23 protein-coding genes are annotated in these 22,685 nt (G+C 72.9%); 8 read left to right on the plus strand and 15 right to left on the minus strand.

Annotation, left to right across the window (positions count from 1 at the left end):
* Window positions 1-474: an NUDIX domain-containing protein gene (locus tag ACHZ99_RS30075; protein ID WP_420307972.1), complete on the plus strand. Its 474-nt coding sequence runs from the start codon at window positions 1-3 to the stop codon at window positions 472-474.
* Here the strand turns inward: ACHZ99_RS30075 and ACHZ99_RS30080 are convergent.
* From ACHZ99_RS30080 to ACHZ99_RS30095, 4 genes are all read right to left on the minus strand, one after another.
* A complete protein-coding gene (locus tag ACHZ99_RS30080) occupies window positions 462-1,025 on the minus strand; it encodes an HD domain-containing protein (RefSeq protein WP_420307973.1) in 564 nt (187 codons plus the stop codon). The genes ACHZ99_RS30075 and ACHZ99_RS30080 overlap by 13 nt on opposite strands.
* Window position 1,026: 1 nt before the next feature.
* On the minus strand, window positions 1,027-1,488 hold the full coding sequence (locus ACHZ99_RS30085; protein WP_420307974.1) for a GntR family transcriptional regulator: 462 nt from the start codon (window positions 1,486-1,488) through the stop codon (window positions 1,027-1,029).
* Between the two features lie 653 nt (window positions 1,489-2,141).
* A complete protein-coding gene (locus tag ACHZ99_RS30090; protein ID WP_420307975.1) occupies window positions 2,142-3,335 on the minus strand; it encodes an XRE family transcriptional regulator in 1,194 nt (397 codons plus the stop codon).
* Entirely contained in the window at window positions 3,304-3,993 is a 690-nt protein-coding gene (locus tag ACHZ99_RS30095) for a hypothetical protein (RefSeq protein WP_420307976.1), read from the minus strand. The genes ACHZ99_RS30090 and ACHZ99_RS30095 overlap by 32 nt, the downstream gene beginning before the upstream one ends.
* Window positions 3,994-4,660: 667 nt before the next feature.
* Here ACHZ99_RS30095 and ACHZ99_RS30100 point away from each other — a divergent pair.
* Window positions 4,661-6,238, plus strand: coding sequence for an MDR family MFS transporter (locus ACHZ99_RS30100; protein WP_420307977.1), 1,578 nt, complete (start codon window positions 4,661-4,663; stop codon window positions 6,236-6,238).
* A gap of 75 nt (window positions 6,239-6,313) precedes the next feature.
* Here ACHZ99_RS30100 and ACHZ99_RS30105 read toward each other — a convergent pair whose 3' ends face one another.
* The gene (locus ACHZ99_RS30105; RefSeq protein WP_420307978.1) at window positions 6,314-7,465 is read right to left on the minus strand and encodes an RNA polymerase sigma factor; all 1,152 of its coding nucleotides are present in this window, start codon (window positions 7,463-7,465) and stop codon (window positions 6,314-6,316) included.
* Complete coding sequence (locus ACHZ99_RS30110; protein ID WP_420307979.1) at window positions 7,462-7,875, minus strand: YciI family protein; 414 nt, start codon at window positions 7,873-7,875, stop codon at window positions 7,462-7,464. The genes ACHZ99_RS30105 and ACHZ99_RS30110 overlap by 4 nt, the downstream gene beginning before the upstream one ends.
* Window positions 7,876-8,019: 144 nt before the next feature.
* Here ACHZ99_RS30110 and ACHZ99_RS30115 point away from each other — a divergent pair, with 144 nt between their 5' ends.
* The gene (locus ACHZ99_RS30115; protein WP_420307980.1) at window positions 8,020-8,547 is read left to right on the plus strand and encodes a hypothetical protein; all 528 of its coding nucleotides are present in this window, start codon (window positions 8,020-8,022) and stop codon (window positions 8,545-8,547) included.
* Window positions 8,548-8,646: 99 nt separating this feature from the next.
* On the opposite strand, the gene ACHZ99_RS30120 is transcribed toward ACHZ99_RS30115, so the two are convergent.
* The 5 genes from ACHZ99_RS30120 to ACHZ99_RS30140 form a co-directional block, all read right to left on the minus strand.
* The gene (locus tag ACHZ99_RS30120) at window positions 8,647-9,351 is read right to left on the minus strand and encodes a lytic polysaccharide monooxygenase (RefSeq protein WP_420307981.1); all 705 of its coding nucleotides are present in this window, start codon (window positions 9,349-9,351) and stop codon (window positions 8,647-8,649) included.
* Between the two features lie 209 nt (window positions 9,352-9,560).
* The gene (locus ACHZ99_RS30125) at window positions 9,561-11,264 is read right to left on the minus strand and encodes a PH domain-containing protein (RefSeq protein WP_420308033.1); all 1,704 of its coding nucleotides are present in this window, start codon (window positions 11,262-11,264) and stop codon (window positions 9,561-9,563) included.
* Between the two features lie 287 nt (window positions 11,265-11,551).
* Window positions 11,552-12,079, minus strand: a complete 528-nt coding sequence (locus tag ACHZ99_RS30130; RefSeq protein WP_420307982.1) for a PH domain-containing protein — start codon at window positions 12,077-12,079, stop codon at window positions 11,552-11,554.
* Window positions 12,080-12,237: 158 nt separating this feature from the next.
* On the minus strand, window positions 12,238-13,227 hold the full coding sequence (locus ACHZ99_RS30135; RefSeq protein WP_420307983.1) for a zinc-binding dehydrogenase: 990 nt from the start codon (window positions 13,225-13,227) through the stop codon (window positions 12,238-12,240).
* A 188-nt stretch (window positions 13,228-13,415) separates the two neighbouring features.
* Complete coding sequence (locus tag ACHZ99_RS30140) at window positions 13,416-14,570, minus strand: NAD(P)-binding protein (protein WP_420307984.1); 1,155 nt, start codon at window positions 14,568-14,570, stop codon at window positions 13,416-13,418.
* Window positions 14,571-14,679: 109 nt separating this feature from the next.
* Here ACHZ99_RS30140 and ACHZ99_RS30145 point away from each other — a divergent pair, with 109 nt between their 5' ends.
* Entirely contained in the window at window positions 14,680-15,387 is a 708-nt protein-coding gene (locus ACHZ99_RS30145) for a pentapeptide repeat-containing protein (protein WP_420307985.1), read from the plus strand.
* 115 nt (window positions 15,388-15,502) lie between these two features.
* Entirely contained in the window at window positions 15,503-16,048 is a 546-nt protein-coding gene (locus ACHZ99_RS30150; RefSeq protein WP_420307986.1) for a Uma2 family endonuclease, read from the plus strand.
* A gap of 81 nt (window positions 16,049-16,129) precedes the next feature.
* Here ACHZ99_RS30150 and ACHZ99_RS30155 read toward each other — a convergent pair whose 3' ends face one another.
* Window positions 16,130-16,705, minus strand: a complete 576-nt coding sequence (locus ACHZ99_RS30155) for a TerD family protein (RefSeq protein WP_420307987.1) — start codon at window positions 16,703-16,705, stop codon at window positions 16,130-16,132.
* A gap of 171 nt (window positions 16,706-16,876) precedes the next feature.
* Between ACHZ99_RS30155 and arfB the strand changes: the two genes are divergently transcribed.
* Window positions 16,877-17,308 (plus strand): alternative ribosome rescue aminoacyl-tRNA hydrolase ArfB, encoded by a 432-nt coding sequence (gene arfB / locus ACHZ99_RS30160; RefSeq protein WP_420307988.1) that lies wholly within the window; start codon window positions 16,877-16,879, stop codon window positions 17,306-17,308.
* Between the two features lie 51 nt (window positions 17,309-17,359).
* On the opposite strand, the gene ACHZ99_RS30165 is transcribed toward arfB, so the two are convergent.
* On the minus strand, window positions 17,360-17,833 hold the full coding sequence (locus ACHZ99_RS30165; RefSeq protein ID WP_420308034.1) for a flavin reductase family protein: 474 nt from the start codon (window positions 17,831-17,833) through the stop codon (window positions 17,360-17,362).
* Window positions 17,834-17,979: 146 nt separating this feature from the next.
* Window positions 17,980-18,690, minus strand: coding sequence for a hypothetical protein (locus tag ACHZ99_RS30170; RefSeq protein ID WP_420307989.1), 711 nt, complete (start codon window positions 18,688-18,690; stop codon window positions 17,980-17,982).
* Window positions 18,691-18,961: 271 nt separating this feature from the next.
* On the opposite strand from ACHZ99_RS30170, the gene cdgB reads away from it, so the two are divergent.
* A complete protein-coding gene (cdgB, locus tag ACHZ99_RS30175; RefSeq protein WP_420307990.1) occupies window positions 18,962-20,653 on the plus strand; it encodes a diguanylate cyclase CdgB in 1,692 nt (563 codons plus the stop codon).
* Between the two features lie 148 nt (window positions 20,654-20,801).
* Window positions 20,802-21,779 (plus strand): hypothetical protein, encoded by a 978-nt coding sequence (locus tag ACHZ99_RS30180; protein WP_420307991.1) that lies wholly within the window; start codon window positions 20,802-20,804, stop codon window positions 21,777-21,779.
* 53 nt (window positions 21,780-21,832) lie between these two features.
* On the opposite strand, the gene ACHZ99_RS30185 is transcribed toward ACHZ99_RS30180, so the two are convergent.
* On the minus strand, window positions 21,833-22,684 hold the full coding sequence (locus ACHZ99_RS30185) for a class II fructose-bisphosphate aldolase (protein ID WP_420307992.1): 852 nt from the start codon (window positions 22,682-22,684) through the stop codon (window positions 21,833-21,835).
* Between the last annotated feature and the right edge of the window lies 1 nt (window position 22,685).

Here is a 22,685-nt window from a genome sequence, read left to right on the forward strand (position 1 = left end):
ATGGGACGCATCGACTACCTTCACGACCCCGACGCCCCGCCGGCCAACTCCGTGGTGCCCTCAGTCGTGGCGTTCGTCCAGAACGACGCAGGGCAGGTGCTGATGATCCAGCGGTCCGACAATGGCCGTTGGGCTCTGCCGGGTGGCGGGCACGACGTTGGCGAGTCGATCTCTGACACCGTCGTGCGCGAAGTCTGGGAAGAGACGGGCATCAAGGCCGAAGTGGTCGACATGTCCGGGATCTACACCGACCCCGGGCACCTGATGCAGTACGACGACGGTGAGGTTCGTCAGCAGTTCAGCATGTGCTTCCGCGCCCGGCCGGTCGGCGGCGAGCTGCGTACGAGCAACGAGACGACACAGGTCCGCTGGGTCGACCCAGCGGACCTGTCACAGCTCGACATCCACCCCACGATGCGGCTCCGCATCGAGCACGCTACAGACCGGGCCCGGGTGGCTCCCTACATCGGCTGACGCTTCACAGCAGCGACCCGTTCGAGCACTCGCGACGTGCTCGCGAGGATCTCGGGCTCCGCTCGTCGGATGAACTTTCCGACCAGGCTCTCTGGTCCGTACCGTCCGGTGATCTCGTTCACTCGGTCGATGGGGTTCGTCGGCGTACCGTCCGGCGTGGTGTTCATGTCGCAGAAGCACAGGGCATCGTTCAGGTGCGCATGCTCGCGAGGGAACTCTTCCAACTCGTCGCGCAGGCTGCGCGCGTCGGCCTCCAGCCACGCACAGGAGTGGTGCGCGACCAGGTTCACGATCCGCTCGTCGGGGGTGGCCACGTCCCGGAGGTAGCGGGCCCCGTCGAGGGGGTGGAACCCTGTCTTGGCAAGGTCGGGTGAGTAACCAATGTCGTGCAGTACGGCAGCCGCTTCCAGCAGCTCAGCATCGTCCCCAAGGATGGGCGCGATGGTACGCGCCCGTTGTGCCACGCCCCGCGAGTGCGCCCACCGGCGCGGCAGCGGATCAGCAAGCAGCGACTCGGCGAGGGGATAGGCCCACTCCACCAGGTCCGACAATCTAACCCTCCTCCTGAGCCGGTACGGCGGCGCGGACGGTCCGCGTCTTGCCTTGTCCTTCACTCGCCAGCACGCCGGCGGCTTCCAGCTTGTCGAGCGCCTTGGTCACGGTGGGGCGTGAGACTCCGAACCGCCCGGCCAGAGCTGAGGCGCTAGGGAACGCATCCCCTGCTGCGAGCCCATCAGCCGTGATGACGTCTGCGATGCGCTCGTCGAGCGGGCGGCGGTCGACCTGCTCGCCAGCCCGGATGACGCGCCAGCGTCCACCCGGCACGGGTTCCGCGATGCCTTCCTCTCGGAGCACGTCGAACGCCCGGAGCACGACTCCCCGCGAGACCCTGCGGCGCTGCATGAGGTCTGCGACCGGCGGCAGCCTTGTCATATCCGGATCGTCCGCAATCTGCACCTTCACCTCTGCCGCGATCTCCAGGTAAGTCCCCCGAGGGCTCGCCTGATGCGCCACTCGTTTCCCCTTCTGCTCGCCTGGCCAAGCTCTACGGGTCAAGAGTGGCACGTCCCAGTGTCAGCGTGGAGCGGCAAGGTGAGCTGCCGCCCGCGCAAGCTGCGTGACAGCGTCGTCAGCGGGTCGTCTGGGTAGCGTTCGGAGCGAAGATCGTATTACCTTCCGGTACCTGCCGCGATGACCTCAGGGTCCGAGTAGCGTCCCCCCTGCGCTCCCGATCTACGGGGCGCGACTGGACGTGAACCTCAAGGAGCTTCGTGAAGGGCATCAGGAACCGCGTTCGCGCGATCATGGTTTGTGCTGGCGTGGGGATCGCTCAGTGGATGTACGGCCTCACCGACATGGTGGGCAACTACGCGGCCATGTAGGCCCACCTCGGCGGCACAACGCGACCGGCTCCCGGAGGTCTCGAGGGCCGGTCTCTGCATGGTGACTCGTGGTGACGCCCGATGGTTGGCGTGGGGCACCAGTGGGGCAGCGACCGACCAGCGCACGAGCGCAGCAGGTCAGAGGCGCTTGTCGCGGGGGCTGTAAATTTGCCGAGCCGGAAGGTGCGTGCGCTCGTCTGGCGCACGTCCCGAGGGCTTGAAAACCGACGCCCCTAACTGCATGGGGCGTCGGTTTTCGATGGAAGCCAGACGGCTGTATGCGCGTCAGCGAGCTAGCCGAGAAGAGTCTCCTGGTCGAGAAGTTTGCTTTCCGGTGAACTGCACGATGTTATCGCCGTCAACTACTCTATCCGTGCCGGGCGTAGGCGGTTTCTTGGATCTCTTCTTCGATCTCGGCGTAGGGGCGATCGAACGAAGAACCGCTGGAGGAATCGCCAGATGCTCTGCACCAGGAAGATAGGGTCTATCTCCGAACTGACGTTGAAGCAGTGTCCACAGCAGCAGAGGTTCCTCTTGTCCTACTTCGACAGGTTCCTGCTTACGCCAACCGCGCTGAGACAACTGGACGTAGAGAGATCGCACGCGGGTCTTGTCGATCCTCTCGACTGCGGCGGCTCGCATAATCAAAGCCTGGATCGAAATTCCCCAGTTGGCTTTTTTGCGGGCATACTCCGTCAGTGTTGTTTCTGCATTCAGCTCTTCTCGTGCTCTGGCGTATGGCACAAGCAGGGCTGACGCAAAGCGATTCGCCTCGCCTTCGGCATCCTTAGCCCGAGGGCGGAAGGTGTGGAGAACGAGGTGCCCAAGCTCGTGGGCCAATGTAAATCTATCCCGGTCTCCGCTCGCTGGAAAGTAGCCAATAAGTGCAGTGTCGCCAAGTCCGCTCCAATAAGAGACCCCAAAATGCCCGTTTGCTGCTGGCTCGTCCGAGCCCGCGTGGTCCGAGAGGACCATAGGGGCTACGGCAACGCCTCCACGCTCCAGTGCGCGTGTGAGGTGGGGAATCGGCTTGTCTGGTGCTAGACGCAGCGCGATACGCGTCTGATCGGCCAAGACCTCAATGTCCTCCGCTTCGAGTGTCTCGGCATCCGCAAAGGGGAGAGGGGGGGTGGGGTAGCGCTCCAGGTTGATCAGGTCGTCCGACACTCGGTAGCTCTCACTGTAGAGCGCATGCACTCGTTTAGTCAGCGTCCGCTTAGCAGAAGCAAGCTTTCTGAATCGGAGAGAATCCAGAGGGACGGCCCTTGGCTGGACATAGAAGAACCCTACGGGCGTCTCTGTGGCCTTCGCGATCAGTTGCAGCTTGTCGTCCTGTGGATCCGCGTGGCCGTTCTCCACGTCAGAGATCCATGAGGATGCTACGCCGGTCATTGCGGACACCTGAGCCTGTGTCATACCCATCAGTTCCCTCAGTGTGCGCAGGCGTTCACCCGGAGATGCCGCCAGCACCGAAGTCATTACCCTCCTCCTCATCTGCGATATTTAGGAAGATGTCATCGTCTGATGGGTCGAACTGCATCTGCTCCAACTCGGCCGCCGTGGGCGGAAGGGTGAAATCGACATCGACAGGAACCCGTCTGCCGGTCATCACATCGCCGATCGGCCGAACCACGCGCAGCGCGGGTTCGCCCGTCGGGCCCACGTGCCAAAGGATCAGGAGCCTGTGATGCTCCAAGCCGGGAATGGTCTCCTGAACGCCGAACAAGGGCGTCCCCCCAAGGGGCCTGTTCCGGTAGTACGCGCGCCGGGCGAGGTTGTAGCCGGGCTTCGGGATGTCGTTGGCCACGCCGTGGAGGATCCGAAGCTCGAACGCCCCGTTTGCAAGCCACAACTCGCCATTGCGCTTGTGATTGCCCGCGAGAGTCCACGGATCCAGGTTGCGTCGTGACAGGTAGAAGTGGGCATGGGCGCGCACAGCGTGCGTCCTGAACCACCCGTACTCAGGACCAGAGAAGTCTGGCACCTCATCGCTGTCCGCCTCGTCCTGGTGATCGCCGTCCGCCTCGTCTGGAGGCTTGAGGATCTTGGAAGCACCCGCCTGAGCGAAGACGTCATGCAAGGGTTCGCACAGGTCAGCCAGCGCCTCACGGATGCGCTCAGTCCCACCGTTATCCATGTGCCAGAAATTATCACGCGAAAAGTTAAGGGTCCACCACCGGTGTGGTGCGGTCTGCAACGTGGGCTGACGGCGGCGTGCCTCCGAAGTGCGGTCCCGACGCGACTGGTGCTCTGGCCAGGGAGAACGCGCCCTAGCTCGCAACCATGAGCAAGTGATCGTGTCAAGCTCACGTTTCGCCTGTCACCCGTGGCGCTCACCGGGGTGCGGACGTCTTGTTGTTCCGGCGCCATTCCAGCAGGCCCCACTGACATCCGACCCACGCCGGCTGCGCCCAGTCAGCGCATACGCGGTCTCACTTGTGGTCTCGATCACCCCGCCGTCCGGGCTGGTTCACTGGCGTCCGTGTACATCCGGCACTCCGTTTGACCGGCCCCGACGGCGGGATCGTGGACGTCTGCGGACGCCTGCGAATCAAGATCGGACAACTTGTAAAGCGTAGGTCGTCGGTTCGAATCCGACAGGGGGCTCCATCCGCGTCCTCGGCGACGCCTCTGACCTGCGCGGAAATACGGAGGCGCCGCGCGCTGTGACGTGGCACCCTCGTCCTGGCCGATGAGTTCCGGTGCGCCCGCCGGTCTGTCTCGGTGAAGCGACCGACCCATCCAGTCCGGCGGCCCCTCGGCTGCGAGGTGACTGTGATCAGGAACCCCAGCGAGGAGCTGACATGCGAGCCGTACGAGCTGCGATAGCGAAACGCGGCGGGCGATCCGGCGCCGCGGAGACCGCGGAGGGCGGCCGGACGCCGACCGTGGTGCGGCTGCTGGTGCTGGCGACGTTCGTGGTGATCCTCAACGAGACCATCATGATCAACGCCATCCCGCGGCTGATGGAGGACATGCACGTCACCGAGCAGGCCGCGCAGTGGGTGTCCACCGCGTTCATGCTCACCATGGCCGCGGTGATCCCGGTCACCGGCTGGTTCCTCCAGCGGGTCACCACCCGCCGGGCCTACGCGCTCGCCATGGGCACGTTCCTCACGGGCACCCTGGTGGCCGCCGTCGCGCCGACGTTCGCGGTGCTGCTGGCGGGCCGTATCGTGCAGGCCGCCGGCACGGCGGTGATGATGCCGCTGCTGATGACCACGCTGATGACGGTGGTGCCCGCCGAGCACCGCGGCAAGGTGATGGGCCAGGTCACGCTGGCGATGTCGGTCGCGCCCGCGCTCGGGCCGACGGTGTCCGGGGTCGTCCTGGAGGTCGGCTCCTGGCGGCTGCTGTTCGTGGTCGTGCTGCCGATCGCGGCGGCGGTGACCGTGTTCGGGCTGCGCCGGCTGGAGGACGTCGGCGAGCGCGAGATCAGCTCGATCGACTGGTTCAGCGTCGTCGTGGCGGCGCTCGGCTTCGGCGGGCTGGTGTACGGGCTGAGCCTGGTCGGCGAGAGCGACCGCCGGGCGCTGGGCATCGGCGTCGCCGTGGCCGGGATCGCGGCCATCGCCGTCTTCGCCCTGCGCCAGCTGAAGCTCCAGCGCTCCGGCACCCCGCTGATGGACCTGCGCACCCTGGTGCACGGGGCGTTCACCCGGTCGCTGGCCGTGATGGCGATCGGCTTCCTGGCGATGATGGGGTCGATGATCCTGCTGCCGCTGTACCTCCAGAACGTACGCGGCCTCAGCCCGCTGGAGACCGGGCTGCTGGTCATGCCCGGCGGGCTGGCGATGGGCCTGCTGGGGCCGACGGTGGGCCGGGTCTTCGACCGGTTCGGCAGCCGCGTGCTGGTGGTGCCGGGCTCGGCCGGCGTCATGCTGGGGCTCGCCGGCTACACGCAGATCTCGACGTCCACGCCGTACGGGCAGATCCTCGCCCTGCACGTGCTGCTGATGGTGAGCCTGGCGGCGACCTTCACGCCGGTCTTCACGCTCGGCATGGGCGCGCTGCCCCCGCACCTGTACTCGCACGGCAGCTCCATCCTCGGCACCCTCCAGCAGGTCGCGGCGGCGCTGGGGACGGCGCTGGTGGTGACCGTGATGTCGGCGCGCGCCGAGGGCCTGGCCGCCGACGGCGTGGCGCCGCTGGACGCCGAGGTCAGCGGGATGAAGCTGGCCTTCGGCACCGCCGCCGCGCTGGCCGCGCTGATGATCGTCCTGGCGGTGACGCTGCCGCGGCGGGTGGCGGGCACGGGCGACGACGCCCACGGAGCGGACAAGGACGCGGGCGCACCCGCCGCCGGGGACGCTGCCGCGGACCGTGAAAGGGACGGGGACGCCGGCGCGGGCGCCGTGGAGGACGAGCGGGTTTCGGTGTAGGTACGGCCCGCGCCCGCACCCCCGTCGCTGCCCGCGGCGGGGGTGCGCCGGTTCGGGGGCACGTCGCGCGGCCGGTCAGCCGCGGAGCCGGGCGTTGAGGCGGGCGGCCTCGCGGGTGAGGTGGTCGCGTTCGGGGACGGTGGGCGCGGTGCGGGCGGCCCGGGCGTAGAGGCGGGCCGCGGTCCGCGGGTCGCCGGCGCGCTCGTGCAGGTACGCCGCCACCGCCGTGTACCGCGGCAGCCCGTCGTCCAGCTCCGCCAGGGCCGCCAGGCCCGCTTGCGCGCCGTCGGCCTCGCCCACGGCGACGGCCCGGTTGAGGCGGGCCACCGGGCTGTCGGTGAGCCGTACCAGCTCGTCGTACCACTCGACGATCTGCACCCAGTCGGTCTCCGCGGCGGTCGGGGCGTCGGCGTGCAGCGCGGCGACGGCCGCCTGCGCCTGGAACTCGCCCAGGCGGTCGCGGGCCAGCGCGGCCTGGAGGATCCCGACGCCCTCGGCGATCATGCGGGTGTCCCACAGGCCGCGGTCCTGCTCGGCGAGCGGCACGAGCCGTCCGTCGGCGGCGGTGCGGGCGGGGCGGCGGGCGTGGGTGAGGAGCATGAGCGCCAGTAGACCCGCCACCTCCTCGTGGCGGGTCCTGGCGGCCAGCTGGCGGGTGAGGCGGATGGCCTCGGCGGAGAGGTCGACGTCGCCGGAGTAGCCCTCGTTGAAGACGAGGTAGAGCACGCGCACGACGGTGGCGACGTCGCCGGGCTGGTCGAACCGGACGTCGGCGACGGTCCGCTTGGCGCGGCTGATCCGCTGGGCCATGGTCGCCTCCGGCACCAGGTAGGCCCGCGCGATCTGCCGCGTGGTCAGCCCGCCGACCGCGCGCAGGGTGAGCGCGGTGGCCGAGGCGGGGGTGAGGGAAGGGTGCGCGCAGAGGAAGTACAGCTGGAGCGTGTCGTCCACGGCCGCGCCCTCGCCGGGCGGGGGCTCGGCGTCGACCAGTTCCTCGCGCCGCCGCCGGGAGGTGTCGGCCCGTACGGCGTCGAGGAACTTGCGCCAGGCCGCCGTGATCAGCCACCCCTTGGGGTCCCGCGGGGCCTCGCCGTCCGGCCACCCGCGCCGCACGGCCTCGACCAGGGCGTCCTGGACGGCGTCCTCGGCCGCCGCGAAGCCGGCTCCGCGGCGGACGAGGACACCTATCACCTCGGGAACCAGCTCCCGGAGCAGCGACTCGTTCACTCGGTGGCGGTGGCCGCGGGCTGCACGCCGTAGAACGGGCGGAGTTCGAGCCACTCGTGGATCGGCTTCCCGCCCGCCCCGGGGGCGGCGGACAGCTCGCCGGCCAGCTCGACGGCGCGGTCGTAGGACTCGACGTCGATGATCATCCAGCCGGCGATGAGGTCCTTGGTCTCCGCGAACGGCCCGTCGGTGACCGGCGGGCGGCCCTCGCCGTCGTAGCGGACGAAGGTGCCCTCGGGGGAGAGCGCGGCCTCGTCGACGAACTCGCCGGTGGCCTCCAGCCGGGCGGCGAAGTCCCGCATGTACTGGATGTGGGCCGTGACCTCCTCCGGCTCCCACTCGTCCATCGGTACGTCGTTGACGCTCGCCGGGGCGCCGCGGTAGTGCTTGAGCAGCAGGTACTTGGCCATGATGGTCTCCTCGCCTGGTACGGCCCCATTGTGGGCCGTGTTCGCTCCGGGGACGGAGCCGCGCGCGGGTTCTCGACATCCCGGCGGAATTTTTTTCGCGGCCTTCGGCGGGCGTCCCGGGCGGGGAGCGCGGAGGAGTGGGTGGTGCGGGTGGATCCGGTGTCGGTGGGGCTGTTAGTGGCGCTGGCCGGTGGGGCGGGCGGCGAGATCGGGCGGCAGTCGTGGGAGGGGCTCGTACGGCTGGTGCGGCGGCCGTTCCGGCGGGCCGGGGGAGACGAAGGAGCCGGGGGTGACGGCGGTGACGGCGGTGACGCGGGCGCCGGGGCCGGGGGCTCCCCCGGGGCGGCGGAGCTGGCGCGGCTGGCGGCGGAGCCGTCGGACGAGGCGCGGGCGCAGGCGCTGAGCACGGCGCTGGCGGTACGGGCCGCGCTGGACGCGGACTTCCGCGCCGGGCTGCGGGCGTGGCTGGAGGCGCTGCCGCCGCTGCCGGGGGACGGGGCGGGCACGGTGACGAACGTCGTGAGCGGCAGCGTCCACCACGGCTCGGTCGTCCAGGCCCGCGACATCTCGGGGCTCACCGTCCACGCCGCAGCTCCGCCGCCGCCCCCGCCCCCGTCCCCGCCGCCGGTGCCGGAGCGGCCGGACGACGGCCCGGGGGCGGGCGGCGGGTGACGGCGCCCCGGTGGCGCGCCGGTGCGCCCCGCCACCGGGGGGCCGTCCGTGGTGGCGGGGCGCGGTCCGTACACCTGTCCGTGGCGTACGCCTAGGCGCTTACACGCAGGGGCCGAGGTCCTCCCACACGCTGCTGCCGGCGCTGGGCGTCTCGCCCCGGGTCCACCACTTCGCGCGCCAGGTGTGGCCGGCGTGGGTGGCCTGGTCGCCGCCGTTGTACACGGTGCCCGAGCTCCAGGGCGCCGCGGTGCACTCGTCGGGGTCGCCCGGGCCCGGGTCGCCGCCGCCACCGCCGATGTTGACGTCGATGCAGGAGTAGAAGGCGTTGCCCGTGTCGTAGACGTTCCAGACGGCGAGGACCTTCTGCTGGCCGCTGAAGCCGCCGAAGTCCACGTTGTGGTACACGTTGTCCGGGGGCTGGGCGCCGCCGTCGTTGAACTCTGCGATCTTCGTGCCGCCGATGAAGTACTGCCAGGTGCTGGTGCGGTGGTTGGCGGTGATGTGCCAGCTGAACGTGGTCGAGTTGCCGACCGGGGTGACGTGCCAGCCCTTGCTGTCGTCGTTCAGCTCGGCGAACCGCCCGTTGCCGCCGCTACAGCTGGTCAGGCCCTTCGGGCCCTCGACGCTCTGCGGCTCCCACTGGATCGCGCCGCAGCTGACGACGCCCTGCGCGCACTGGTCCTGCCGGCTGGACGGGGACGTGACCCAGCCGTGTGCGCTGGCCGAGCCGGTGGGGAGGCTCACGGCCAGGACGGGGGCGAGCGCCGCGCCGGCCAGTGCGGCCATTCTTCGTTTCGTGTGCATGTCAACTCCTGGGGTCGCGTGACATGGGGAGGACGTGCATGTGGCCACGGGTGGTCCAGGGGCCGTCCGCTCGCGCGCTGCTTGCGTGCGCCGTCGACTGCGTGCGGGCGACCGGGTGTTGGTCTAGACCTTATCCAATGGCGGTGGACGGTCAAGAGGTAGAGACCAATAAAGTCCGCACGCGACCCCACCGGCCCGGACAAGACCGCTCAGCGAGCGTCGCCCCCCGCGCGCACGGAAGGTACGGCCGCCGGGTCCGCCGGGTCCGCCGCGGCCGGGCCGGGCGTCGCCTCCGGCACGGCCAGGAACGGCGTCAGCAGCTCCGGCACCGCCTCCTCCGCGAACCGCAGCCCCGCCGACTCGCCCACGTCGTACGCCGCGTACGCCTGCGCCCCCGCCGCCGTCGTCGCCCGCAGCGTCACCAGCCCCACCCGCCGCTGGAACACCGACTGCCGCACCGTCCAGCCCACCACCCCGTCCCGCCGCAGCGCCACCGTGGACCGCCGCAGGGTGCCGCTGCGGACGACCAGGTACGGGCCCGCGAGCCCGTGCCCCAGGCTCCGGTACGCGTCCCGCGCCAGCAGCGCGCCCGCCGGCAGCAGCACCGCGGCCACCGCCGCCCCCGCGTACGCCAGGCCCCGCACCGACAGCGCCGCCGCCAGCCCCAGCAGCACCGCCACCGGCACCAGCGCCGCCCCCAGCGACCACCGCAGCCGGCGCGCGAACGCGGCCCGCGGGTGCGGGGTCAGCTCCGGCCGGGTCAGGGCGACGGGGGCGCGCAGCACCCGCGCCGTCACCGCGTCGGCGACGGCGCGCGGGGCGGCGGGCAGCAGGGTGCTGAGGTCGTTCTCCTCGCTGTCCCTGCGGGACAGGCCGGTCGCCACCGCCTCCACCCGGGCCGCGCCCGCCAGCCGCACGCCCAGCGGCTCGACCAGGTCGACGCCGCGCAGCCGCGCCTCCTCCAGCGATATCGACCGGGTCGTCAGCAGCCCGCGCCGCACCCGCAGCGTGCCGTCCGGCTCGCGCTCCAGCCGGTAGTTCCACCACATCTCGGTCCACAGCCCGAGCGCGCCCACGAACCCCGACGCCAGCAGGATCGACCCCAGGGACAGCACCGTCCACAGCGCCGGCAGCGGGCTGAACGTGTCCCGCACCCAGTCGACGACCGTCTCCTCCGCCCCGAACCACTGGCTGACCTGCATCACCGCGCCCCAGCCGGTGAGCGCGAGGAGAGGGGTGAGGAACGAGAGCGGCGCGTAGCGGACCCAGCCGGGGGCGACGGCGGCGAGCGCGGGCCCCGCGGAGTCGCCGGCGGCCGGGGCGCGGCGCAGCAGCGTGCGCCGCAGCGACTCGCCCTCCGCACGCCGCACCGGCGACAGCTGAAGCGCGGACTCGCCCCCGGCGGCCTGGTCACCCGCGCCGATACGGACCTTGACCAGCCCGAGGAGGCGGAGGAGCGGGTGCGCGGTGAGGTCGACCGAGCGAATCCGGTCGCGGGGGAGGGAACGCCGGGTGGTGAACAGCACGCCGGTACGCAACTCGACCCGCTCGGCGCCGACGCGGTAGCGGGTGTGGCGCAGGCGCAGCACGTCCACGGCGAGCCCGCCGACGACGAGCAGCGCGCACCCGGCCAGGGTCCAGGCCACGGCGGCGCGGAAGTCGAGATGGGCGGCGAGCCCGGCGCCGACGGGAACGCCGGCGCCGAAGGCGGCGCCGAGGAGGAGTTCGGCGGTGACGAGGAGGGAGCGGGGGTCGAGGCGGCGCCAGCCGGAGCCGGCGGCGGGGGAGTCTGGGGCGGTACGGGCGTCGGCGCCGGGGCCCGGGTCCGGGTCGGGGTCCGTGTTCGCGTCCGCGCCCGGGTCCGTGCCCGCGTCGGGGTCCGCGCCCGCGTCCGGGCCCGCGCCGGGGCCCATACCCGCGTCGGGGTCCGCGCTCGCACCCGCGCCCGTGCCCGGGTCTGTGCTCGCCTCGGGGCCCGCGCCCGCGTCGAGATCCGTACTCGCGCTCGGGTCCGCGTCCGAGCCCGCGCCCGGGTCCGTACTCGCGCCTGGGCCCGTGTCCGCGCCCGTGCCCGGATCCGCGCTCGCGTCCGGGCCCGTGCCCGCGTCCGCACTCGCGTCCGGTGCCGCGCCCCCGTCCGTACCCCCGTCCGCGGGTGCTTCCCGCGCCGGGTCGGGGACCGCCTCCGTGTCCGCGCCGCTCACGTCGCGTCCCCCGGCGTCTTCTGCGTCGCCAGCGCCAACTGCTCCGCCAGCTCCGCCGCCTCCTCGTGGTCCAGCGCCTCGATCCGCAGCGCCCCCTTCGCCGACGCCGTCGTCACCGTCACCGCCGCCAGCCCGAACGCCCGCTGCAACGGCCCCCGTTCGGTGTCCACCGTCTGAATCCGCGACATCGGCGCGATCCGCGAGTCGACCCAGAAGAAGCCGGTGCGCACGTACACCGCGTCGTCCGTGACCTCCCAGCGGTGCACGCGGTAGTACCACAGCGGCAGCCCCAGCCCCGTCCCCAGCCCGGCCGCGGCCACCCCCGCGCCCGCCAGCAGCAGCCAGAACCGGGCCGGTCCGACCAGCGCGCCCAGCACCGCCAGCACCCCGGTCGGCACCGCCGCCGCCAGCAGCAGCCGCGTACGCCACCAGGCGACGGCCCGGCGGTCGACCCGGTGGTGCGGCGGCCGGAGCCGCAGCTCCGCCGGGTCCGGGCCCCGGCCGCCCTCTCGATCTACGCCCACAACCCGAACGGTACGTCCTGCCGCGGCCGTCACCGCCCGGTACGAACCGTTTCGGCCGCCGCCTGCGGCTCGTACCGCTCCAGGAAGAGCTTGCCGACGAGCGCGCCGCGGTACGGAGCCGGATGCGCGGCGAGGTGGCGCCTGCCGCCGCCCGCCCGCTACGGCTCCAGCACCACCTTCCCCACCGTCCCCCGCGTCTCCAGCGCCCGGTGCGCCTCCGCCGCCCGCGCCAGCGGGTACCGCTGTACCAGCGGCGTCCACCGCCCCGTCGCCGCCTCCGTCAGCGCCGCCTCCTCCATCCGCCGGAGCGGGTTCTCGCCGCCGATGCGGCTGAGCCAGTCCGGGCCGAGGACGTTCAGCGACGTGATCCCCCGCTCCGCCAGCTCCGCCTCCGTGAACTCCAGCGGCGCCCCCGAGGACCAGCCCAGCACCAGGTGCCGCCCGCCCCGCGTGAGGAGGTCGGCCGCCGTGCGGGCGGCGGGGCCGCCGACGGTGTCGAGGAGCACGGTGGCCCGGCGGTCGCCGAGGGCGGCGCGTACGTGCGCGGGCCAGGCCGGGTCGGTGTAGTCGGCGGCGGTGTCCGCGCCGAGGTCCCGTACGCGCGCGACCTTCTCCGGACCGCCGGCGAGGCCCACGACGTACGCCCCGGCGTTGCGCGCGGACTGCACGAGCAGCGAGCCGACGCCGCCCGCCGCCGCGGTGACGACCGCGACGTCGTCCGCCGTGACCGCGGCGAAGTGCAGGAACGCCATCGTCGTACGCCCCGTGCCGATCATCGCGACGGCCTCGGCGGCGTCGAGGGAGTCGGGCAGCGCGTGCAGCCGTTCGGCCTCGGTGACGGCCAGCTCGGCGTAGCCGCCGGGCCTGAGCCCGATGTGGGCGACGACGCGGCGGCCGAGCCACTCCGGGTCGACGCCGTCGCCGAGGGACTCGACGGTGCCGGCGATCTCGCGGCCGGGGATGGTGGGCAGGTCGGCGGGCGGCATGGGGCCGCCGGTCTCGCCGCGGCGGAGGGCGGTGTCGAGGAGGTGCACTCCCGCCGCGGCGACGGCGATACGGACCTGGCCGGGGCCGGGTACGGGGTCGTCGGTCTTCTCGTGGACGAGGTTGTCGGCGGGGCCGAAGGCGTGAAGTCGTATGGCGTGCATACGGCCAGTGGACAACCTCAACATAACTTCAGGTCAAGCGCCGGGCCGGGCCCGGCCAGCCGCCGAGGCCGGGGCCGCCCGGCCCCGGGAACCGGCCGCCCGGCCGGACGGACGCGGACCGCGGCCCGCGCCCGCCGGCCGGGCGAACCGCCCCCGATCCCCCGCCCCCCGGCCTCCCGCGCCTGCGCCTACGCCACCGCCCCGAGCCGCCGCTCCCCCAGCGCCAGCGTCACCGCCGTGATCGCGCTCGCGAACGACACCTCGCTCAGCACCCCCGGCGCCGCCACCTGGTCCCCCGCCAGGTACACCCCGCCGCCCCGGTCCACCCGCGGCCGGTCCCGCCACGTGCTGCCCACCGGGTCCACCGCCCCCGTACGGCCCGCGGCCAGCGCCTCCCGGCGCCACACCGTACGGTCCCGCCACCCCGGGTAGCCGAGGTCGAGCAGCTCCTCCGCCCGCGCGACCCCGGCCGCCCGGCCCTCCTCCGGCGCCACCGGCACCTGGCCCTGGATGAGCTGCTCGCCCGCCGGGGCCAGCGCCGGGTCCTGGGCGGTGAACCGCTCCAGCCAGCCGGGGGAGTCGAGGTCGGAGACGACGAAGGCGTCGCCGCGGCGCTCGCGTACGGCCAGGTCGACGAGGGCCGTACGGCCGGAGGGCCAGGTCAGCGACGCGTCGCCGAGGAGCGTGCGGGCGGCCGGGAGGGAGGTGGCGACGACGACGGGCCCGTCCTGCGGCAGCTCGCCGACGCGGGCGCCGACCTCGATGCGTACGCCCATGTCCCAGGCCCGGCTCGCCATCAGGCCGACGAGAGAACCCCAGCCGCCCGCCGGGTAGTGCGCCTCCGGCGGCAGCGCGGTGGCGCGGCGCAGCCGCTCCAGGACGAACGCGGCGGAGAGCGAACCCGGGTCGTGGTGGAAGATCGCCACCGCGCTGTAGCGGGCGGCGGCCCGGGCGCCGGCCTCGCCGGCGATTCCGGCGGCCCAGCTGTGGAAGTCGCGGTCCACGGGCGCGTCGCGGCGGCGCACCAGGCGCAGCATCGCGGCCGGCGGCACCTTCCGCAGCCGGCCGTCGCGGCGGAAGCGGAAGCGGGAGCCCTCCAGGGGCGGGAGCGGCGCCATCGCGGGCAGCAGGTCGTGCTGCTTGAGCCAGGTCCAGTGCGGGCCGCGGTAGTAGAGCGCGTGCGGCCCTTCGTTGGTGCGGTAGGGCGCGTCCGCGGTACGGGCGCGCCCCCCGAGGCTGCTGTGCGCCTCGTACAGCGTCACCCGGGCGCCCGCCTCGGCGGCGGTGAGGGCGGCGGTGAGCCCGGCCAGCCCGCCGCCGATCACGGAGATGCGTCGTCGCATGAGGTGCTCCTCGCCTGCTGGTGTTGCACGTTCTCTGGTCAAGACGGATGGGAGGGGCCGGAACGTGACAAGGGGGCCGCTGTCAGTGCTGTACGTCACGATGGAGCGCATGACGCGGCAGAGGACGATCAAGGCGCCGCGGCGGCCGGAGGTGCGGCTGCCGGAGGCCCTGGGGACGTACGGGGACGGGGCCGGCGGGGGCGCCGCCCTGGAGCCCGACGGGGACTACGACGCACTGGAGTTCCCCGGGCTCGACCTGACCGGGGCGGACGCCGCGGGCGCCCGCTTCATGGACTGCGCGCTGCGCCGCTGCGTGCTGGACGGGGCCCGGCTGCCGCACGCGCGGCTGATCGACACGGTGCTGGAGGAGGTCCGCGGCGCGGGCACGGACCTCGCGGACGCGATGCTGCGGGACGTGGAGCTGACGGACACCCGGCTGGGCGGGGTGCAGCTGCCCGGGGCGACGCTGGAGCGGGTGGTGGTGCGGGGCGGCAAGGCGGACTTCCTGAACCTGCGCGGGGCGAGGCTGACGGACGTCGTGTTCGAGGACTGCGTGCTGGCGGAGCCGGATTTCGCCGCCGCCCGGCTGGAGCGGGTGTCGTTCCCGGGCTGCGCGGTGCAGCGCGCGGACCTGTCCGGCGCGCGGCTCGCGGACGTGGATCTGCGGGGCGCGGCGGAGCTGTCGCTGGAGCGCGGCGTGGACCGCCTGGCCGGCGCGGTGATCAGCCCGGAGCAGCTCCTCGCGCTGGCCCCGGCCTTCGCGGCGCAGGTGGGGGTGGAGGTCAGGGCGGTGGATGACCTGCAGAAACGTCACTGAACGCCCGTTCGGGTGAACCGGCGCCTGATCCTGTCTCGCGGACTCGCTTACGCTGAGGGCGTCCTTCCACGAAGGAGGTCACCCATGGCATTGACGACCTGAGCGCGAGGTGCTCGTGCCTGCAGACGACGCAGTCGAGGAAGTCTTCTTCGCGGCAAGCGCGGCTGCCCCCCAGGGGCGGCGCGTGGAACTGATCGAAGGGCACATCCACGTGTCGCCTCCGGCCAACGGTGAGCACGAAGAGAGCATCTCCGGGGTGACCGAGCAGATCCGTGACCATTGCAGGGATCTCAGGATGTACACCGGGATCGGCCTGCTCCTCCCAGGTGCAGACCCGAAGGACAGGGTGATCCCCGATGTGGTGGTGGCCCCCAGGAGGAGCTTCCAGAACGACCGTGAGTGGCACGACCCCGGTCCTGTCCTGCTCGTCGTCGAAGTCACGTCGAAGTCCACGGCCCACAACGACCGAGCCAGGAAGTTGCGCGGCTACGCCCGTGCGGGGATCCCGTCCTATGTACTCGTCGATCGCGAGGCAGGCGTTGCCTGGGTCCACACCGAGCCGGGCAGTGACGACTATGCCCGGGCCGCGAAGGCCGAACTCGGTATGAAGATCATGCTGCCCGAGCCCTTCGGCTTCGAGCTGGACACCGCCGAGTTCTGACCCGAAGCCACAAGCGGCCCGCCGCGCTACCGCGCGACGGGCCACTCCGCGTAATCCGGTGTCCTGCGGACCCCTACCGGCTCAGACGTTGACGCCGAAGTCCTGCGCGATGCCCGTCAGGCCCGAGGCGTAGCCCTGGCCCACCGCGCGGAACTTCCACTCCGCGCCGTTGCGGTACAGCTCGCCGAAGACCATCGCCGTCTCGGTCGCCGCGTCCTCCGAGAGGTCGTAGCGCGCGATCTCCGTGCCGCCGTCCTGGTTCACCACCCGGATGAACGCGTTCCGCACCTGGCCGAAGTTCTGGCTGCGGCTCTCCGCGTCGTAGATCGACACCGGGAAGACGATCTTGTCGATGTCCGCCGGCAGCCCGGCCAGGTTGACGCTGATCTGCTCGTCGTCGCCCTCGCCCTGACCGGTCACGTTGTCACCGGTGTGCACGATCGTCTGGTCCGGCGACTGCCGGTTGTTGAAGAAGATGAAGTGCTGGTCGGAGAAGACCTTGCCCTCGGCGTTCACCGCGATCGCGCTGGCGTCGAGGTCGAAGTCCACCCCGGTGGTGGTGCGGACGTCCCAGCCGAGTCCGACCGTGACGGCGGTCAGCCCGGGGGCTTCCTTCGTGAGCGAAACGTTGCCGCCCTTGGACAGGCTTACGGGCATGGGAAGTCCCCTCCTGGTTCTGGCTCCACGTGCCGGAGCCTTCTTCTACGAGCCTCAACGCCGGATGTGCCCTACCCGGTTCCACGTACCGTACGCCCCCCGCCTCCGGGCCGGTTCCGGGCGGTGCAAACCGCGTGACAGGCCGAACACCTGCGCGGGATCATGGGAGGCATGTCCGGTCCCTACCGCATCCGCGGCTCGGTCGCCCTTTCGGAGGCCGAGCTGGTGTGGCGTTTCTCCCGCGCCTCCGGGCCCGGCGGCCAGCATGTGAACACCAGCGACACCCGCGCCGAGGTCCGCTTCGACCTCGCCGCCACGCGCTCGCTGCCGCCGGTGTGGAAGGAGCGGGCGCTGGAGCGCCTCGCGGACCGGCTCGTCGACGGGCAGGTCGTGGTGCGGGCCGGTGAGCACCGGTCGCAGTGGCGCAACCGCGAGGCGGCCGCCGTGCGGCTCGCCGCGCTGCTCGCCGAGGCCACCGCGCCGCCGCCCGCGCCGCGGCGGAAGCGGAGGGTGCCGCGGGGCGTGAACGAGCGCCGGCTGCGGGAGAAGAAGCAGCGGTCGGACGTCAAGCGCGGCCGTACGGGCCGCGGCTGGGGCCCGTAGCGCGGGAGGCGCCCGCCGCCGCCCAGCCGCCCCCGCGGCGGCGCCCCGCCGTCAGCCCAGCGTCCGGTAGCGGCCCCGGAAGTACGTCAGCGGGCTCCCGTCCGAGCTCGGCTGCGCCGCGCTCAGCACCCGCCCGATCACCAGCGTGTGGTCCCCCGCCACCACCCGCTGCTCCGTGCGGCACTCCACCGTCGCCAGCGCCCCGCCGACCAGCGCGCACCCCGTCACCCCGCCCCGCGTGTACGGGATGTCGTCGAAGAGCAGCCGGTCGCTGATCCGCCCCTTCATCGCGAACCGCCCGGCGATGTGCCGCTGGCTCTCCGACAGCACCGAGGCCGCCCACTCCTCCCGCTCCGTCAGCAGCTCGTCCATGCGTGAGCCGTTGCGCACGCTGACCATCACCAGCGGGGGGTCCAGGGACACCGACAGGAACGCGGTCGCCGTCATCCCCACGTCCTCGCCGTCCAGTCCGGGGTCCGGGTCGTAAGCGGTGACCAGCACCACGCCCGCGGCCAGCCGGCTCATGGCCGCCCGGAACTCGTCCTCGCTCACCCCACCAGGATGGGCCACCGTTCGCGTCTCATGCAGCACGCCCCCGACCGTAACGGGACGGGTCCGCCCCTGGCATCGGGCCGAGGGCGGAGCGAAGTCCTAGGTCTCCCCGTCCGGGGTCAGCCGTCCACGCCCAGGTTGCGCAGATACTCGCGGGCCCGGGCGTCGCCGCCGTCCGCCGCGAGGCGCGCCCAGTGCAGCATGGCGAGCCCGGCGGCCTGGCGGGCGTCCGCGCTGGTGGCGCTGTCCAGGGCAAGTCCGGCCAGCACGGCGAGTTCCCGCGAGCAGGCGGCGTCGCCGCGGGCGGCGCCCTGCGCCAGCCACGTCCCGGCCTCCGCGGTCTCGCCGCGCTCCCGCAGCGAGATGCCGAGGTACTCGCAACTGCGGTCGTCCTGGAACTTCTCGGCCGCGGTGCGCCACCAGCCCTCCGCGGCGCGTTCGCGGTGCTGCCCGAGGCTGCGCAGCCGCACGCCGGGGTCGTGTGGGGGGATGTCCATGCCGCGGCGGCGCGCGGTGCGGTACCAGCGCAGGGCCTCGGCGTAGTCGCCGTCGGCGCTGCACTCGATCACGAGGTCCGCGGCGGCGCTGGCGCTGCCCGCCTCGGCCGCCTGCCGCCAGAGCGCCACCGCGCCGTCCCGGTCGCCCGCGTCGTAGAGCTGCTTGGCGGTCCTGGCGGCGCCGTCGGGCGTGAGGTCGGCACCGCTGACGATGCCGCGTCCGTACGGGCCGAAGGACTGGACGCGCGCCTCAATCGCCGCTTCGGCTAAGGCTTCCTCGGCGGCGCGCTTCCCGCTCGGTCCGCGCCCGCGACGCCTCCACCCACTGGTCATCCCCACCCCTTTTTGTCGCTGCTTGTCCTCCAAGAAGACCATAGAACGCGCGTGCGGTGAAGACGGTTGAAGGACGGATGGAGACCGGCGCGCGACGGTGTGCCGCGCGCCCGTCCACACCGCTCCAGCCTGTGACTTGAGTCACAGAGAGCATCCAATGTTGACCCTGTGTACCCGCCGAAGAGCTGCCTGTGATTCAGTGGCCGTGTCGTTGGGTGAAATTCCACGCGGGGGTCTCCCGCCGAGGTCGGGGCGAGACGGGAGGGCAGGTATGGAGACGGAGGCCGAGCCTTACGTAAGGCTGGCGAGCCTGCGCCGGCTGCATCGGGTCCTCGCGGACCTCAACCAGACGCGCAGCCTTGCCGACACACTCCAGAGCGTCGCGGACGGGCTCGTGGCCCTCGGCTACGAGGTGTCGGCGGTGAACCTCGTACGGGCCGACGGCGACCTCGTCGTCGCCGCCGTCGGCGGCGATCCCACCGCCGAGGCGATCATGGCCGGCCGGGTCGGCCCGCGCGCGGCGTGGGAGCGCCGGCTGCGCATGGGCGTCGAATGGGGCGAGCTGCGCTACATACCCCACAGCGAGGGCTGGGTCCTCGACGACGACGAGGTCCCGCAGACCCACCCCGTCGTCCCGCCGCCCTCCGCCCCCGGCGACTGGGTCACCGGCGACCGGCTCCTCGCGCCGATCTACGACGCCGGCCGGGAACTGCTCGGCGTGCTCTCCGTCGACAAGCCGGCCAACGGCCGGGTGCCTACCCCCTGGGGCCGCGAGGCGCTCCAGATGTACGCCTCGCAGGCCGCCATAGCGATCACCAACGCCCGGCTGCGCGCCAACATGCAGCGCGCGCTGGTGCGCCTGGAGCGCGAGCAGCAGGCGCTGCGCGCCAGCGAGGAGAGCTTCCGCCAGGCGTTCGAGTACGCGCCCAGCGGCATGGCCGTCGCCGAGATGGGCGGCGACGACCACGGCCGGCTGATCCGTACGAACGACGCGCTGTGCCGGCTCCTCGGCCGCGCGCCCTCCAGCCTCCGCCGGCTGTCGTTCTCCGACCTCGCCCACCCCGAGGACGTCGGCACCCTGCTGCGCACCTTCGCCGAGGGCGGCAAGGCCGAGCTGCGCCTCGTCCGCCGCGACGGCACGTACGTGTGGGTGTCCCTGCGCAACTCGGTGGTGGCCGACGCCGCCGACGGGCCGCGCTACCTCCTCACCCACGTCGAGGACATCGAGGAGCGCAAGCGGCACGAGGCGCAGCTCGCGCACCGCGCCAGCCACGACTCGCTCACCGGCCTGCCCAACGCCGCCGAGTTGCGCGCCCGGCTCACCGCCCGGCTCTGCGACCGGCCGCCGGAGCTGTACACCGGCGCCGTCAGCCACTCCGCCGCCGGCCTGCCCGGGCCGCGCGGGCGCGCGATCGTCGGCGCCGGGCCGGGCGGCGACGTCGACACCAACGGGCACGGCTTCGGCGCGGACGGCGCCGAGGAGCACCAGTGGGCCGGGCCCGGGCCGTACGAGCACCACGTGCACGCGATGGTCCCCGAGGGCGGCGGGGAGTCCGCGGGCAAGGGGCTCGCGGTGCTCTTCTGCGACCTCGACGGCTTCAAGTCCATCAACGACCGCTTCGGGCACAACACCGGCGACGCCGTGCTCATCGCCGTGGCGCAGCGGCTGACCGGCGCGGTCCGCGACGGCGACACCGTCGCCCGGCTCGGCGGCGACGAGTTCGTGGTGCTGGCCGACGGGCTGACGCCCGGCGGCGCCGAGGACCTGGCGGTGCGGCTGCGGAACGCGATCATCCCGCCGATCCGGGTCGACGGCCGGGCGGTGCGGGTCGGCGCGAGCATCGGCAAGGGCTGGGCGATGTGCGGGATGTCGACCGAGGAGATCCTCAGCTCCGCGGACCAGCTGATGTACCGGGAGAAGCGGGCCCGCTCGCAGGGCCGCTCGCACCGCCGGGCCGGCTAGTGGCGGGTTTTGTCCACAGGCGGGCGCCGTGGCTTCGTCCACAGTCGACCGAAGGAACGCTCGGGCAGTGCTCCGGACGGGGTAGGCTCGCCCCCTGGCCGGCGGTTCGCCGGCGCGGACGCAACGCCCACCAGGGAGTGAGAGGGAGATGACGGCCGGCAACCACGGCGCGGGCACACCGCCCGAGGACGACGACCCCTTCGCCCATCTGTACCGCCCGGAGGGCGGTGCCGCGGCGGCGCCCGGCCCGGGCGACGGCACCGCGCCCGCCCCCGGTGTGCCCCGCACGTCGTACACGCAGGTCAGAGCGGTCGGCGAGCGGACGTACGGGGGGCAGCAGGCCGCGCAGCAGGTGCCGCCCCAGCAGGCGTACCCGTACGGCCAGGCCAGCCCCAGCCCGCACTACGCGGCCCCCGAGACCTACGGCGGCCAGCCCCCGCCGCCCCCGCCCTTCACGCCCGGCGGTGACGAGCAGGGCCCGCGCCGCGGCCGCGGCGGCGGGCGGAACGGGCTGATGCTCGGCGCGGTCGCCGTGGTCGCCACGGTCGTGATCGCCATCGTCGCCGCGGTGCTCTTCAGCGGCGACGGCGAGTCCTCCGACGTCGGCGGGGGCGACGCGGAGTCCGTGGTGCCCACCCCCGGCCCGAGCGAGGACGGCGGCAAGAACGGCGACGACAAGCCGAAGAAGGACCCGGCCGCCCCGCCCACCGAGGACGGGACGAAGCTGGATCTGGCCGGCGGCGCCGTCGTCGGCAACGATCCGAAGGTCTCCGACGACGGCCCGTACGTCCACGGGCTGTACAACGAGGGCGCGTCCGCCACCTGGAACCCCGAGGTCTCCGGGGACGGTGACTACACCCTGTTCGTCGAGTACAGCGTCCCCGGCAAGAACGCCGACCTGACCCTCACGGTCAACGGCGAGCCGCAGTCCCGCGCGCTGAACATGGAGAACTTCGCCGGCGCCAAGAAGGACGACTGGCTGGCCGGCTGGACCCGGACGTTCTCGTGGATCTCCCTGGAGGAGGGCGAGAACGAGATCACGCTGTCCTGCGAGTCGGGCAACAAGGAGTGCCAGAGCGCGATCAGCAAGGTGTGGCTCAAGGAGGGCCAGGTCACCAGCCCGTAGAGGGGGTACGGGCCCGCCGCGCAGCGCGCGCCGGGCCCGCGGACCCGCGGCCGTCAGCCGCCGACCACGCCCAGGAACCGCCGCACCGTCCCCGCCATCGCGTCCCGCCCCACCGCCAGGTACTTGCGCGGGTCCACCACGTCCGGGTGCGCGTCCAGGTGGCCGCGGACCGCGGCGGTGAACGCGGTGTTCAGCGCCGTACCGACGTTGATCTTCACCATCCCCGCCGCGACCGCCCGCCGCAGCTCCCCGTCCGGCACCCCGGACGAGCCGTGCAGCACCAGCGGCACCGCGATCGCCGCCCGCAGCCGGGCGATCAGGTCGTGGTCCAGCGCCGCCGTGCGCTCGGTCATGGCGTGCGAGCTGCCCACCGCGACCGCCAGCGCGTCGACCCCGGTGTCCGTGACGTACGCCACCGCCTCGGCCGGGTCCGTGCGCACCCCCGGCGCGTGCGCGTCGAGCGGCGCCTCGCCCTCCTTGCCGCCGACCTTCCCCAGCTCCGCCTCGATCCACATCGCGTGCTCGTGCGCCCAGCGCACCGCCTCCGCGGTGGTCTTGACGTTGTCCGCGTAGGACTGCTTCGAGGCGTCGAACATCACCGAGCTGAAGCCCAGCCCGTGCGCGGAGCGCAGCAGGTCGGCGGAGACGACGTGGTCCAGGTGCAGCGACAGCTGCGCGGACGAGGCGCGCGCCACGGCCGCCGCGGCGGCGGCCAGCGGCGCGAGCCGGCCGCCGTGGAACCGTACGGCGTTCTCCGAGACCTGGAGCACCGCGGGCGCGCCCGCGGCCTCCGCGCCGGCGGCGACGGCCTCGGCGTGCTCCAACGTGATGACGTTGAAGGCGGCCACGCCGTGCCCGCCCGCCCGGGCGGCGGCGACGAGTTCTCCGGTGGTCGTCAGTGGCATC

This window comes from Streptomyces sp. MAR4 CNX-425 (assembly GCF_048656465.1).
GTDB lineage: Bacteria > Actinomycetota > Actinomycetes > Streptomycetales > Streptomycetaceae > Streptomyces.

Excerpts from the sequence above, each read along its gene's own strand:
- ACHZ99_RS30075 (WP_420307972.1), top strand. The coding sequence starts at position 1 with ATGGGACGCATCGACTACCTTCACGACCCCGACGCCCCGCCGGCCAAC.
- ACHZ99_RS30090 (WP_420307975.1), bottom strand. The coding sequence starts at position 3,335 with ATGACTTCGGTGCTGGCGGCATCTCCGGGTGAACGCCTGCGCACACTG.
- ACHZ99_RS30095 (WP_420307976.1), bottom strand. The coding sequence starts at position 3,993 with ATGGATAACGGTGGGACTGAGCGCATCCGTGAGGCGCTGGCTGACCTG.
- ACHZ99_RS30100 (WP_420307977.1), top strand. The coding sequence starts at position 4,661 with ATGCGAGCCGTACGAGCTGCGATAGCGAAACGCGGCGGGCGATCCGGC.
- ACHZ99_RS30110 (WP_420307979.1), bottom strand. The coding sequence starts at position 7,875 with ATGGCCAAGTACCTGCTGCTCAAGCACTACCGCGGCGCCCCGGCGAGC.
- ACHZ99_RS30120 (WP_420307981.1), bottom strand. The coding sequence starts at position 9,351 with ATGCACACGAAACGAAGAATGGCCGCACTGGCCGGCGCGGCGCTCGCC.
- ACHZ99_RS30125 (WP_420308033.1), bottom strand. The coding sequence starts at position 11,264 with ATGGGCCCCGGCGCGGGCCCGGACGCGGGCGCGGACCCCGACGCGGGC.
- ACHZ99_RS30135 (WP_420307983.1), bottom strand. The coding sequence starts at position 13,227 with ATGCACGCCATACGACTTCACGCCTTCGGCCCCGCCGACAACCTCGTC.
- ACHZ99_RS30140 (WP_420307984.1), bottom strand. The coding sequence starts at position 14,570 with ATGCGACGACGCATCTCCGTGATCGGCGGCGGGCTGGCCGGGCTCACC.
- ACHZ99_RS30145 (WP_420307985.1), top strand. The coding sequence starts at position 14,680 with ATGACGCGGCAGAGGACGATCAAGGCGCCGCGGCGGCCGGAGGTGCGG.
- ACHZ99_RS30155 (WP_420307987.1), bottom strand. The coding sequence starts at position 16,705 with ATGCCCGTAAGCCTGTCCAAGGGCGGCAACGTTTCGCTCACGAAGGAA.
- arfB (WP_420307988.1), top strand. The coding sequence starts at position 16,877 with ATGTCCGGTCCCTACCGCATCCGCGGCTCGGTCGCCCTTTCGGAGGCC.
- ACHZ99_RS30165 (WP_420308034.1), bottom strand. The coding sequence starts at position 17,833 with ATGAGCCGGCTGGCCGCGGGCGTGGTGCTGGTCACCGCTTACGACCCG.
- ACHZ99_RS30170 (WP_420307989.1), bottom strand. The coding sequence starts at position 18,690 with ATGACCAGTGGGTGGAGGCGTCGCGGGCGCGGACCGAGCGGGAAGCGC.
- cdgB (WP_420307990.1), top strand. The coding sequence starts at position 18,962 with ATGGAGACGGAGGCCGAGCCTTACGTAAGGCTGGCGAGCCTGCGCCGG.
- ACHZ99_RS30180 (WP_420307991.1), top strand. The coding sequence starts at position 20,802 with ATGACGGCCGGCAACCACGGCGCGGGCACACCGCCCGAGGACGACGAC.
- ACHZ99_RS30185 (WP_420307992.1), bottom strand. The coding sequence starts at position 22,684 with ATGCCACTGACGACCACCGGAGAACTCGTCGCCGCCGCCCGGGCGGGC.